The sequence below is a fragment of the Pseudomonas sp. LFS074 genome (genome assembly GCF_047978165.1).
In the GTDB taxonomy this organism is placed as follows: Bacteria; Pseudomonadota; Gammaproteobacteria; order Pseudomonadales; family Pseudomonadaceae; genus Aquipseudomonas; species Aquipseudomonas putida_P.
On sequence record NZ_JBFPFV010000001.1, the window covers coordinates 2,238,457 to 2,250,531 of the forward strand.

Consider the following 12,075-nt stretch of genomic DNA (forward strand, 5'->3'; position numbering starts at 1 on the left):
CAGGCAACATGAATGATCGGTCTTTTACCAGACCATCGCCTTGTCCCAACCCTTCCAGAACAACCACCGCCGCACTTCGCCGTGTGCTCCGGTACCGATCTGCCACTCGGGCCGCCCGCTCTCCAGCGCAATTACCGACACAACCCCCGCATGGCTTGCCGCCACCAGTGTTCGCCCGTCGGCACTGATGTCCATCGCACTGATGGTCGACCCCAGGTAGTGCTGCCAATGCTCCTCGCCATCTTCGCCAAATGCCCGCAGGTACCCGTAGGCATCACCCACGATGTACTCGCCATCGCGCGCCACCCCGGCGTACACCCGTGCGCCATCCTGCACCAGCGGGGTGCGTGGGTCCTGGCTGTAGTAGTCGGTATCCAGGCCGGGCAAGTCCGCCACCCTGACCGCCAGTGTGGCGCCGCTGTAGAAATGGCAGGCATTGACGATCAACTGGTCACCGGTGCGGTTGAACAAAGCAAAGTGCGGGTATTCGCTGCCTGGGCCGATGTGTGCCAGCGGCCTGAGCTGATCGTCGAGGACCCGGTGCCGGCTGCCTTGCTCACCCACCACGATCAAGCGGCCATCTGCCGACACCGCGCCATGCTCCATGCTCAGCCCCAGGTTGATGTCGTCCGGTTCGGTGCCTTCGGCCAGCTCATCGAGCACGCGCGTCTGCTGCGGCAGCAGACGCGTTGCACCCTGACCGGCCAGCACGAAGATACCTTCGGCACTCACCAGCAGCACGCGTTGGCCATCCGGGAAGGGGATCAGCGCGGTGGGTGTGGGCGGCAGGTCGAACGGCTCGAACGGGTAGCCCGGCGGCAACCCCTCCAGCCCGGTTGGCCAGGCCAGACGGCGCACCTGCGGGCCACCCCAGCCATCGGTCACACGTATGCCCTCGGCATTGGCCAGGGCGAAGTAGCGCCGGGCCGGGCAGCGGCCAAAGTGTTCGATACCGATGACCGGGGTTACCCCATGGTGGTCGATACGCACCACCTGGCCTTTGTCGTACGGCATGCCGATGCGTGCCAGCAGGCTGCCATCCTCCAGCAGCAAAACATTGCTGATGCCTTGGGCGTGGTCTTCGAGCAACGGTACCAGGGGATGGTGCGCGGGGGGCCAGGCCTCACGGAAGGCCCGGCGCTGCTGTTCGTCGACACCTGGGCAGTTGGCTGCCTGCAGGGCTGCCAACCAGGCGTCGAGCAGGTGTCTGGTGGCTGGCGCCTGCGGTTCTTCGAGGTTGTCCCAGCCTTGCGCACGGCCTTGCGCGACGTAGTCGTTGACGGCCTGGGCGTAGGCGGTAACCGCCTGCTGCCATTGCTGCTGGGGGTGCTGCTTGTCCATGAGCGGATCGGGCTCCTTGTCGCACACGCGTTTCACACAAAGCGCGCATGGTACTCCTTCTACCTGCCTCGCGGTTGTGAGGCCCCGGCTTGACGCGTACCATGCCGGGCATTCCTGTCAATAACAATGCGCACGTTGGCACCCCGGCAAGCGGGTGGCTGGCGTGCGACCTGTTGCCTGTCTGCGGAGAAGCACTTTCCACCCATGAACGGACCCACACCTACCCACATACCGCCCGCAACGGGCAGCGGCAGCTGGCTTAGCGTGATCGCCCTGGCCTTGGCGGCCTTCATCTTCAACACCACCGAGTTCGTTCCAGTGGCGTTGCTCAGCGACATTGGCCGCAGCTTCGACATGAGCACCGCCCAGGTGGGCCTGATGCTGACCATCTACGCCTGGGTGGTGGCGCTGGCCTCGCTGCCGATGATGCTGCTGACCCGCAACATCGAACGGCGGCGTCTGCTGCTGTTCGTGTTCCTGGTGTTCATCGTCAGCCATTTGCTGTCTTGGTTGTCGCAAAGCTTTGCCATGCTGCTGGTCAGCCGTATCGGCATTGCCCTGGCGCATGCGGTGTTCTGGGCCATCACCGCTTCGCTGGCGGTGCGTGTGGCGCCACCAGGGCAGCAGGCCAAGGCGCTGGGCCTGTTGGCCACCGGTACTACCCTGGCCATGGTCCTGGGTATTCCGCTGGGCCGCGTGGTAGGCGAGGCGTTGGGCTGGCGCATCACGTTCCTGAGCATCGCCGGGGTGGCGCTGGCCACCATGCTGTGCCTGATGAAATCGCTGCCGCTGCTGCCCAGCCAGAACTCCGGCTCGTTGCGCAGCCTGCCGATCCTGTTCAAGCGCCCGGCGCTGGTGATCACCTACCTGCTGGTGACGCTGGTGATTACCGCGCAGTTCACTGCCTACAGCTACATTGAACCGTTTGCACTGCACGTGGCGCAGATTGGCGGTGAGCGCACCACGCTGGTGTTGTTGCTGTTCGGCGGTGCGGGGGTATTCGGCTCGTTGCTGTTCAGCCGCTACAGCGACCGTTTCCCCCATGGCTTCCTGGTAGGCTCGATCGGCTTGCTCGCCGCGTGCCTGTTGCTGTTGCTGCCGCTCTCGGGCAACTTCTACGCGTTCGCGGTGCTGAGCATGTTCTGGGGTGTGGCGATCCTCAGCTTCAGCCTGTCGCTGCAGTCCAAGACGCTGAAGCTGGCGTCGGATGCCACCGATGTGGCCATGGCGCTGTTCTCGGGTATCTACAACATCGGCATTGGTGGTGGTGCGCTGCTGGGCAGTATTGTCAGCAGCCAGATGGACGTGGCGAATATTGGCCTGGTGGGCGGTAGCGTGGCGGTGGTCGGGCTGGTGCTGGCCGTTGCCAGCACTCGGCGCTTCCGCGAGGCGCTGACACGCTGACCCCCAGGCCAGCGCTCCCACATGTCCCGCCCAGGCCTGTGGGAGAGCGCTCAAGCCAGGACGGCAGCCCATGCAGAGATCAATAGCGCCCCCGCCAACACCTGGTTGAACACCTGTAGCCGCCGTGGCGCCTGCAACCACCGGGCGCTACCCACCCCCAGCATCGCCCACGCCGCCATGCACGGCAGGGCGATCAGCAAAAACACCAGCGCCAGCAGCCACACCGGCAACGACGGTGCGGCAAAGACCCCGACCACCGCCACGGCCATCAACCAAACCTTGGGGTTCACCACCTGCAACGAGGCAGCGCTGAGCGCACTGAAGCCTTGTGCTGTGGCCGTCTGCAGCGGGGCGGCGGCACTGCGCAGCATCTTCCACGCCAGCCAGCTCAGCCACAGCACTCCGGCCCAGCTCATCAGCTGTTGGGCCAATGGGTGACGCAGCAACAGCTCGCCCAGCCCCAGACCAACCAGCAGCACGATCGCGGCCGCCGCACCGCAGGCTGCCACGATCGGCGCTAGGCTTGCGCGCAGGCCCACGCGCGCGCCATGAGCCAGGATCAACAAGTTGGTCGGCCCCGGGCTGATGCTGGACACCAGGGCAAAGAGGAAGAAGGGCAGCAACGACTGCGACATGGTTCAAGGCTCCGTGAAATCGAAGCACCATGCTCGCCGCCCGCCGGCATTCAGTCTGGAAGGTTTGAGCAGCGCCTGCGGTAGTCGGCGGGGGTTAGCCGATAGGCGCGGCGGAACCAGCGGCCCAAGTGGCTCTGGTCGGCAAAGCCCAACGCCACGGCCACTTCGGCAGGGGTCTGGCCTTGGGCGAGCAGGCGCCGCGCCCGTGCCAGGCGCAGCTGGATCAGGTAGGCATGCGGTGCAATGCCGAATGCGGCCTTGAACGCACGGGTCAGGCGAAAGCGGTCGATGCCGCAGGCGTGGGCCAAGTCTTCCAGGCCGATGTCACGCTCCAGGTTGGCGTGCAGGTAGTCCCGTGCGCGCTGTGCCGTCAGCGGCAGGCGCGGGTCGGGGTTGATGCGCCGGCGCCAGTGCAGGTGGCGGGTCAGGCAGGCCAGCAGGTCGTCCATGGCCGTTTGCCGGACGATGCGCAAGTCCTGCGTGTGCACGGCCTGGAAGGCGAGGGCGGTGGCCTGGGCCAGGCGTTCGTCATGGCACAGGGTATCGGCAAAACTGGGCAGGCTGTCGTCCGGTGCGTGCTCGAACAGCGCCCGCAGCTGTTGGTCGAGCCAAGCGGGCTCCAGGTACAGCGTTGAATAGGTGAAGCCTTCATCGGTAGGCGCCAGCCCATCGTGGATGTCGCCAGGCTCGAGCAGAAATACCTGCCCCGGCGTGCTGCGGTGGCGCACCCGGCGGCAGTTGAACTGCTGCACACCCTGTTCGGTGACGCCGACCAGGAAGCTGTCGTGCCAGTGCGGGTCGTAGGCATGGCCGACGAAATGCGCACGGACCGACTCGATGCCGGTGTCGGCGTCTTGCTTGAGGTCGATCCAGTTGCTCATGAACATGTGCCGTCGGGGTAAATGGCTACCTTAGCGCAACGCCCCGGCTCAGTCTGGAACGATTGTGCAGCCGTTGGTCAGGGCACGGTTGCGCAGGGCCTCGAAGCGCTCGCGCAGCCACAGGTGCAGTTGCGAAACCGCAGGTGTGAGCTGCTTGCGATGCGGGCAGACCAAGGTGACCGGGGTGGGCTCGCCGAGCATTTCGGGCAGCACGATTTCCAGTTCACCGGCCGCGATGTTGGCGCTGACATCCAGCCACGACTTATAGACGATGCCTTCGCCTTGAATGGCCAGGCGTCGGATGACATCGGCATCGTCGCTGACCAGCGGCCCACGCACCTGCACGGTGCGGTTGCCCAACCGCCATTTGTCGTACACCCGGTTGTGTTGCATGTACAACAGGCAGGCGTGCTGCTGCAGCGCGTCGGGGGTGAGCGGGCGGCCGTGGCGGGCCAGGTAGTCGGGCGAGGCGACCAGCACTCTGCGATTCCAGTCGGCCAATGGCAGGGCGATGTAGTTGGCATCCTGGTTGAGGCCATAGCGGATGGCCACATCCACCGGGTCGCGGTTAAGGTCGGCAATCTGGTCTGACAGGAAGAAGCGAAGCTGCAATGCCGGGTGCTCGCGGCGGAAGGCACTGAGCCAAGGCAGCAGCATGTTGCGGCCCAGGTCGGAAGGCGCCGATACCTGCAGGGTGCCGCGCAGGGTATTGGGGTTGCCATGCAGGTCCTCATGGCCCTGGCGCAGGCTCTCCAGCACATTCAGCGCGGTTGGCAGGTAGCGCTCGCCCTCGGCGGTCAGGCGCAGGCTGCGGGTGGTGCGGGCGAACAGGCGTACATCCAGGTCGCGCTCCAGGCGCTTGATCGCGGCAGCCACCTGGCCCGGTAGCAGGCCTGCTTCATGGGCCGCTGCAGTGAAGCTACCCAGCACACTGCTGCGGGCGAACAATTCGAGATCAGTGATGCGCAGCATTTTCATTCCAGGGATGAAAGTGTTGCTGCATTGTGCCGGTTTTTCTTTTCTACCGGAAAGATAAGATGCACGGCACATCCACTGTTCATACCGGAGTTCTTGCATGGATACCGTCTCGCTGGCCAAGCGCCGCTACACCACCAAAGCTTACGATGCCTCGCGCCGTATTCCCCAGGCCACTGTCGATGCCCTGCTCGAGCAACTGCGCCACAGCCCGTCGTCGGTCAATTCCCAGCCCTGGCATTTCATCGTCGCCGACACTGCCGAAGGCAAGGCTCGCCTGGCAAAGAGCACCACGGACGGTTATGCCTACAACTCGCCGAAGCTCCTTGATGCGTCGCATGTGATCGTGTTCTGCACCCGCACCGAAATGACCGAAGCGCACCTGAACACGGTGCTCGACCAAGAGGCTGCCGATGGTCGTTTCCGTGACGAGCAAGCGCGTGCCGGGCAAAACCAAAGCCGCCGGCACTACGTCAACCTGCACCGTTACGACCACAAGGACGTGCAGCACTGGATGGAAAAACAAACCTACCTGGCCTTGGGCACGGCGTTGCTGGGGGCTGCGGCGCATGGTTTGGATGCAACGCCGATCGAAGGCTTTGACAGCAAGATCCTCGACGCCGAACTGGGGCTGCGTGAGCGTGGGTTTACCAGCGTGGTGATCCTCAGCCTGGGTTACCGCAGTGAGACGGACTTCAATGCCGGGCTGAACAAGTCGCGGCTGCCGGCGTCGCAAGTCTTCACGTTCCTGTGAGATTGCAGGGGGCGCAAAGCGCCCCTGACTCGCCCGGCCGGCCGGGCAAACTGGCAATGATTCGGCATATACCGCATACTTGTCGGCAAACGCCGATAAGGAGCATGCCATGCTTGCCGAAGTGCTTCGCGACAACGGTTACCATGAGTACCGGGCGCGCTTGAACGCGCTGCTGGAAATCCCCGAGCTTGCCAGTGACTTTGAAATCCACACCCGCATCACCCATGGTTTTGCCGCCACCTGGCTGGTAAAGCTGACCGAGCGTGGTGTGCTCACGCCGGTGGAGCGCGACCAGATCATTCCCCTGCGCACCCTGAAAACCCGCATTGAGCGCGACCAGCCGTTGACCGTGGATGAAAGCGACCGTCTGTTCCGCTCGGCCCACATCACCGCCATGGCCGAAGCCGTGTTCGGCGAGGCGGACAAGGCCAAACGTTGGTTGTCCAAGCCCAAGGAGCGCTTTTCGGGGCTCACCCCGATGCAGATGCTTACCACCCAGCAAGGCACCACTCAGGTCGAAGAGATGCTGCTACAGATTGCCGAGGGCTTTGGCCTGTGATTCTGTGGCGTATCAGCGCCTACGCAGACTTGAGCGGCACGGGGGGCTTGCGGGTAAGCGGCCGTTGGCACCAGGCGGGCCGGCCGGTGGTATATGCCGCCACCAGCCCTCCAGGGGCGATGCTCGAGGTGTTGGTGCACCTGGAGATCGACCCTGAGGATTTCCCCACTACCCTGCGCCTGATCCGCATCGAATTGCCCGACACGGTTTCACAAGCGCGGTTACCCACCTTGCAGCCGGGCTGGTCCGCTCAGCCGGAGTTGACCCGGGCACTGGGCAATCGCTTTCTGGATGACTGTTCGGCATTGTTGTTGCCGGTGCCGAGCGCGATCATGCCCAGTACCACCAACTACCTGTTCAACCCACGGCACCCGCAGGCGCAGAGCGCGAAAATACAGGTCGAGGATTTCACCCCGGACAGCCGCTTGTTCTAGTGCCTGTTCACCACAGCGCCGCCGATGCCGTTGTCAGCACCCGGCCGAACACTTCGACAGCCTTGTCCACTTCAGCGTCGGTGCTGAAGCGGCCGATGCTCAAGCGCACGCTATTGCGTGCCTGGCGCTCATCCAGCCCCAGTGCCAGCAGCACATGGGAGGCGGCGTTACTCGCCGAGTTGCAGGCCGAGGTGGTCGACAAGGCCAGCTCGCTGGCCAGTGCCGCACTGTTGAAGCCCTTGCTGTCGATGCACAGGTTCAGCGTATGGGGTATGCGGTGGGTGACGCAACCGTTCAGGGTGACGCCGGGTAAAGCCAGCAGGCCTTCACGCAGACGTGCAGCCAGTTGCTCCAGGCGCTGGTGCTCGCTGTCACCAGGCTGGCCGGCCAGGGCAAAGGCGCTGCCCATGCCAGCAATCTGATGGGTCGCCAGGGTGCCGGAGCGCAGGCCCTGTTCATGGCCGCCGCCGTGCATCTGCGCGCGCATCAGCGTACGGGCGCGTGGCCCGACATACAGCGCGCCGATGCCTTTTGGCCCATAGACCTTGTGCGCCGAGAATGACATCAAGTCCACGCTCATCGCATTCAGGTCGATGACCAGCTTGCCCACAGCTTGCGCGGCGTCTACGTGCAACAGGGCACCGTGGGCACGCACCTGCTCGCCAATTGCGGCAACGTCGGTGACCGTGCCCAGTTCGTTGTTGACCGCCATCAGCGATACCAGGCGGGTATCGGCGCGCAATGCTGCCTGCACGCTGGCGGGCTGGATCAGGCCGGCGGCATCCGGCGCCAGGCGGGTAACGGCCCAGCCTTGGCGCTCCAGTTCGGCCACCGTGTCGAGCACGGCCTTATGCTCCAGCTGGCTGGTGATCAGGTGGCCGGGCTGGCCGATGCCTTGGGCAATGCCTTTGAGTGCCAAGTTGTTGGACTCGGTCGCGCCCGAGGTCCACACCAGGTTTTCGGCCTGCGCGCCGACGCGCTCGGCCACTTGTTGGCGAGCCTGCTGCACGGTGTGACGGGCGGCTTGGCCGAAGGCGTGGCCACTGGACGCCGGGTTGCCGAAGTTGGCTTGGTTACCCAGGCAGGCGAGCATGGTTTCGATGACCCGGTCGTCGACTGGGGTAGTGGCGGCGTAATCGAAGTAGAGTGGGGCGCTAGGCATTGGGGCGGGTCCGTGTCAGTTGCCATGAAATCGGCGATCGTTGACCTAAGCGTACCCGCCAGCTGTGAGATATTTTTCGCTTCCCACCGCTGTCTTCTCGATCCCGATAAAAAAAATTTCCCCGCGGCATTGGTTTTGTAGGATTTTTTTCTTCAGTTGGCGAAGCGTTGCAATCGGCCCCGCGCTAGCGACCTTCAGGCAGGGTCCAGAGCCTTCTCTTCCTCCGCCACCACGCGCTCGCATAACTCGGTGATCTGCTCGCGCATCCAACGGTTGGCAGGGTCCTGGTCGGTACTTTCATGCCAGTAAAGGTGCGTCTCCAGCGCTGGCACCTCTACCGGCAATGGCTGGTAACGCAACTGATGGCGGCGGGCAAAGCGCTCGGGAACGGTCATTGCCATGTCAGTCTGCTGCAACACCTGCGAGGCCATCAGGTAATGCTGCGAACGCAGGGCGACCTTGCGCTGCACACCCATCTTGCCCAGCGCCAGGTCGACATAGCCCAGGCCGTTGCGGCGGCTGGAGATATGGATATGGGTCATGCCCAGGTAGCTGTCGAGGGTCAGCTTGCTATCGGCCAGCGGATGGCCCTGGCGCAGGGCGCAGACATAACGGTCCTGCATCAGCTTGACGTGGCGCACTTGCGGGTCGGTGTTCAGGGGGGCGTCGATGGCGAAATCCAGGCGGCCGGCGGCGAGTTCCTTGGTGGTCTCGCGGCGCTTGCACAGAAAGCTCTCGATCAGCACCGCTGGCGCCAGGCGGCGCAGGCGCTGGAACAACGGCGGCAGAATGACCGCTTCGGTCAGGTCGGTCATGCTGATGCGGAAGGTCTTGTTGGCCTGTTGCGGGTTGAAAATGCGGCTTTCCTGCACCGACGTGCGCAATAGCGCCAAGGCATTGCGCACCGGGCCGATGATGTTCTGCGCCATGGGCGTGGGCACCATGCCTTGCGCGGTGCGCACGAACAGCGGGTCGTTGAAGGTTTCGCGCAGCCGTGACAGGGCGTTGGACACCGCCGGCTGGGTAATGCCGACAATTTGCCCGGCGCGGGTCAGGTTGGCTTCGGTGTAGATCGCATCGAACACGATGAACAGGTTGAGGTCGACCTTGCTGAGGTTCATGGGCGCCGCTCTTTGTTGGAATTATCGGTCGATCATATATCGGTTATGAATGTTTATACACGCGGAAAATAGACTAGGTGGATTGGTCCGCGCTGCTCTAGGCTCTGGCCCATGTACTCCGAACCGTGAAGGTAGCCCCGATGGATTTCGCCTATTCGCCCAAGGTCCAGGCACTGCGCGAGCGCGTCAGCGCGTTTATGGACGCTTATGTCTACCCCGCCGAAGCGGTGTTCGAGCGCCAGGTCGCCGAGGGCGACCGCTGGCAGCCGACCGCTATCATGGAAGAACTCAAGGCCAAGGCCCGCGCCGAAGGGCTGTGGAACCTGTTCCTCCCAGAGTCGGAATATGGCGCCGGCCTGAGCAACCTGGAATACGCCCCGTTGGCGGAGATCATGGGCCGTTCGTTGCTCGGGCCAGAGCCGTTCAACTGCTCGGCACCGGACACCGGCAACATGGAAGTGCTGGTGCGCTATGGCAGCGAGGCGCAAAAACGCCAGTGGCTGGAGCCGTTGCTGCGCGGCGAGATCCGCTCGGCGTTCGCCATGACCGAGCCAGACGTGGCCTCTTCGGACGCCACCAACATGGCTGCCACCGCCGTGCGTGACGGTGACGAATGGGTGATCAACGGCCGCAAGTGGTGGACCTCCGGCGCCTGCGACCCGCGCTGCAAAGTCATGATCTTCATGGGCCTGTCCGACCCTGAAGGGCCACGCCACCAGCAGCATTCGATGGTGCTGGTGCCCACCGATGCACTAGGCGTGAAGATCGTTCGCCCGCTGCCGGTGTTCGGTTATGACGATGCACCCCATGGCCATGCCGAAGTCCTGTTCGAGAACGTGCGGGTGCCGTACGAAAACGTAATCCTTGGCGAAGGGCGCGGCTTCGAAATCGCCCAGGGCCGCCTGGGGCCTGGCCGCATCCACCACTGCATGCGTTCGATCGGCATGGCCGAGCGCGCGCTGGAGCTGATGTGCAAACGCTCGGTCGAGCGCACCGCCTTCGGCCGGCCACTGGCACGCCTGGGCGGCAACGTCGACAAGATCGCCGACTCGCGCATGGAAATCGACATGGCCCGGCTGCTGACGCTCAAGGCGGCCTACATGATGGACACCGTCGGCAACAAAGTCGCCCGCAGCGAGATCGCGCAGATCAAGGTGGTGGCACCGAACGTTGCCTTGAAGGTAATCGACAGGGCGATCCAGATACATGGTGGGGCAGGGGTGAGCGGCGATTTCCCGCTGGCCTACATGTACGCCATGCAGCGCACCTTGCGCCTGGCCGACGGGCCGGATGAAGTGCACCGGGCGGCGATTGGCAAGTATGAAATTGGCAAGTATGTGCCGGTGGAACTGTTGCGTAGCGGGCGCTAATTCGGTGAGCCTGTGCCGACCGCTTCGCGGTTTTACCCGCGAAGCGGTCGGTAAAGCTTCATTGAGTTTTCAGGTCCACTACCAGGTCTTTGGCGGCTTTCGTCGCCAGTACACTCATGAGCTTGCTCATTTCATCCTGTCGCCCGATCCCTGGTTCGGTGCCCCCCATCATGACACTCGGCACCGGTGCCTTTGCTGCTGCCTCTGCCCACGCTCGATTGATCTGCACCAGCGCATCCAGTTTGGTTTGCAGGGCACCGTCCGCCTTGAGCGAGGCTTCACGGGCGTAGGCTTCGGCATCGGCTGTGATCTTGGTCGCTTCTGCCGTTACACGCGCTTTGTCCCGAAGCAGCTCGGCTGTCTGCTTGTCGATCTCGGCGCGCCGTTTCTCCCGCTCTGCGTTGATCAGCGCAAGCTGTTTTTCGGTTTCGGCCTCGGTAGTACGCTCAATCTGTTGGCGTAGACTCTCCTGGCGTTTGGCTTCGACGTCCTTGGCGCCGCGTGCAGAAACCAGTTCCTTCTCTTCTTCCTCCTTGAGCCTGTTTTGCCGGGCCACGGCAAGCTCCGCCAGTGCTTGCTGCACCCGCACCATGCGTTGCTGGTACTGCGGATTGGGGTCGATATGGGTGACCCGAGCATCCACCACCTCAACGCCGAATAGGCGAAATTGTTGCAGCTTGCGCAGTTCCTGGCCGTTCTTGTCGAGCTTCTTCTCAATGATGAAACGCGTTGCACTGTTGTCGCCAAAACTACCCTGTTCGGTACCGGCCTGCAGAATCGCAGTTTGAGCAGGATAATTGTCGCGCTGAACGCGAATTTCCTTGCGGCTTGTCAAGTACAGGCCGTTGCGCAACTGATTTTCGAACTCGGCACCGAAGTGGCTGCGGTTGCCGGCGTAATAGTCGTCTGCGCTCATCAGGGAGGCTGTGGCTTGCAGCGTTTCCTTGACTGCCGGCAACAGTGCACGTTGCAGGAAATTGTCAGGCGTGCGGTATTCCTGGGCAATCTTCAGAAATGCCTCCCCTGAAGGAAGGCGAAACTGGCTACTGAACTCGGCTTTGGCATCGACGTTGCCCAGAAAAACGATAGGCAGGTTTTCCAGCGTGATCGAGGGATGTCCGCTGCGGGTATCTTCCGGGTTGTCCATGCGCAAGGAGGACTGAACGCCGATGGTACGTCGCCAAGCTGTACTGCGGCCGAACCACTTGGTGGCGTAGCCTACGTCCTCGACTACTTTCTCCTCGCCGAAAATCGTACGAACGTGGGTCATCTGGCCTGCTTCGTTGTAGAAGAATACGTTGTTGAATATTGCTGCCAGGGCGCCGAACGCGAGAACTGGGATGGCAATGGCGGCAATTTGCTTGCGGTTGACACGTAATTGAGGGAGGTCGGGAATGGGCAGTTTTTGCACGGGGCACTCCTTGTGCGGAAAGGCCCAT

General features: G+C 63.2%; 12 protein-coding genes. 5 read left to right on the top strand and 7 right to left on the bottom strand.

The annotated features are described in order from the left end of the window. Positions 1-24 precede the first annotated feature (24 nt). Positions 25-1,341, bottom strand: coding sequence for a hypothetical protein (locus tag ACNQP3_RS10330; protein ID WP_060515796.1), 1,317 nt, complete (start codon positions 1,339-1,341; stop codon positions 25-27). Between the two features lie 204 nt (positions 1,342-1,545). Between ACNQP3_RS10330 and ACNQP3_RS10335 the strand changes: the two genes are divergently transcribed. Continuing rightward, a complete protein-coding gene (locus ACNQP3_RS10335) occupies positions 1,546-2,745 on the top strand; it encodes a sugar transporter (protein ID WP_060492790.1) in 1,200 nt (399 codons plus the stop codon). Positions 2,746-2,795: 50 nt separating this feature from the next. Here ACNQP3_RS10335 and ACNQP3_RS10340 read toward each other — a convergent pair whose 3' ends face one another. The 3 genes from ACNQP3_RS10340 to ACNQP3_RS10350 are packed head-to-tail and all read right to left on the bottom strand — an operon-like array spanning position 2,796 to position 5,233. After that, positions 2,796-3,380, bottom strand: coding sequence for a LysE family translocator (locus ACNQP3_RS10340; protein ID WP_012271726.1), 585 nt, complete (start codon positions 3,378-3,380; stop codon positions 2,796-2,798). Positions 3,381-3,430: 50 nt separating this feature from the next. After that, complete coding sequence (locus ACNQP3_RS10345) at positions 3,431-4,261, bottom strand: AraC family transcriptional regulator (protein WP_082421375.1); 831 nt, start codon at positions 4,259-4,261, stop codon at positions 3,431-3,433. Positions 4,262-4,309: 48 nt separating this feature from the next. Beyond that, positions 4,310-5,233, bottom strand: coding sequence for a LysR family transcriptional regulator (locus tag ACNQP3_RS10350; protein ID WP_041166461.1), 924 nt, complete (start codon positions 5,231-5,233; stop codon positions 4,310-4,312). Positions 5,234-5,336: 103 nt separating this feature from the next. On the opposite strand from ACNQP3_RS10350, the gene ACNQP3_RS10355 reads away from it, so the two are divergent. From ACNQP3_RS10355 to ACNQP3_RS10365, 3 genes are all read left to right on the top strand, one after another. Further along, positions 5,337-5,990, top strand: coding sequence for an oxygen-insensitive NAD(P)H-dependent nitroreductase NfsB (locus ACNQP3_RS10355; protein WP_012271729.1), 654 nt, complete (start codon positions 5,337-5,339; stop codon positions 5,988-5,990). Positions 5,991-6,099: 109 nt separating this feature from the next. After that, positions 6,100-6,549: an antitoxin Xre/MbcA/ParS toxin-binding domain-containing protein gene (locus tag ACNQP3_RS10360; RefSeq protein ID WP_012271730.1), complete on the top strand. Its 450-nt coding sequence runs from the start codon at positions 6,100-6,102 to the stop codon at positions 6,547-6,549. Continuing rightward, positions 6,546-6,983 (top strand): RES family NAD+ phosphorylase, encoded by a 438-nt coding sequence (locus ACNQP3_RS10365; protein WP_012271731.1) that lies wholly within the window; start codon positions 6,546-6,548, stop codon positions 6,981-6,983. The genes ACNQP3_RS10360 and ACNQP3_RS10365 overlap by 4 nt, the downstream gene beginning before the upstream one ends. Positions 6,984-6,990: 7 nt before the next feature. Here the strand turns inward: ACNQP3_RS10365 and ACNQP3_RS10370 are convergent, their stop codons facing one another. After that, positions 6,991-8,145, bottom strand: coding sequence for a cysteine desulfurase family protein (locus ACNQP3_RS10370; RefSeq protein ID WP_264316989.1), 1,155 nt, complete (start codon positions 8,143-8,145; stop codon positions 6,991-6,993). Positions 8,146-8,339: 194 nt separating this feature from the next. Beyond that, positions 8,340-9,266, bottom strand: a complete 927-nt coding sequence (locus ACNQP3_RS10375) for a LysR family transcriptional regulator (protein WP_012271733.1) — start codon at positions 9,264-9,266, stop codon at positions 8,340-8,342. 140 nt (positions 9,267-9,406) lie between these two features. On the opposite strand from ACNQP3_RS10375, the gene ACNQP3_RS10380 reads away from it, so the two are divergent. After that, positions 9,407-10,636, top strand: coding sequence for an acyl-CoA dehydrogenase (locus ACNQP3_RS10380; protein ID WP_264316990.1), 1,230 nt, complete (start codon positions 9,407-9,409; stop codon positions 10,634-10,636). 58 nt (positions 10,637-10,694) lie between these two features. Here ACNQP3_RS10380 and ACNQP3_RS10385 read toward each other — a convergent pair whose 3' ends face one another. After that, positions 10,695-12,047 carry an SPFH domain-containing protein gene (locus ACNQP3_RS10385; protein ID WP_060515563.1) on the bottom strand — a complete coding sequence of 451 codons (1,353 nt, stop codon included), beginning with the start codon at positions 12,045-12,047 and terminating at the stop codon, positions 10,695-10,697. Between the last annotated feature and the right edge of the window lie 28 nt (positions 12,048-12,075).

Coding starts and splice junctions, on each gene's coding strand:
- ACNQP3_RS10330 (WP_060515796.1), bottom strand. CDS start 1,341: ATGGACAAGCAGCACCCCCAGCAGCAATGGCAGCAGGCGGTTACCGCC.
- ACNQP3_RS10335 (WP_060492790.1), top strand. CDS start 1,546: ATGAACGGACCCACACCTACCCACATACCGCCCGCAACGGGCAGCGGC.
- ACNQP3_RS10340 (WP_012271726.1), bottom strand. CDS start 3,380: ATGTCGCAGTCGTTGCTGCCCTTCTTCCTCTTTGCCCTGGTGTCCAGC.
- ACNQP3_RS10345 (WP_082421375.1), bottom strand. CDS start 4,261: ATGAGCAACTGGATCGACCTCAAGCAAGACGCCGACACCGGCATCGAG.
- ACNQP3_RS10350 (WP_041166461.1), bottom strand. CDS start 5,233: ATGCTGCGCATCACTGATCTCGAATTGTTCGCCCGCAGCAGTGTGCTG.
- ACNQP3_RS10355 (WP_012271729.1), top strand. CDS start 5,337: ATGGATACCGTCTCGCTGGCCAAGCGCCGCTACACCACCAAAGCTTAC.
- ACNQP3_RS10360 (WP_012271730.1), top strand. CDS start 6,100: ATGCTTGCCGAAGTGCTTCGCGACAACGGTTACCATGAGTACCGGGCG.
- ACNQP3_RS10370 (WP_264316989.1), bottom strand. CDS start 8,145: ATGCCTAGCGCCCCACTCTACTTCGATTACGCCGCCACTACCCCAGTC.
- ACNQP3_RS10375 (WP_012271733.1), bottom strand. CDS start 9,266: ATGAACCTCAGCAAGGTCGACCTCAACCTGTTCATCGTGTTCGATGCG.
- ACNQP3_RS10380 (WP_264316990.1), top strand. CDS start 9,407: ATGGATTTCGCCTATTCGCCCAAGGTCCAGGCACTGCGCGAGCGCGTC.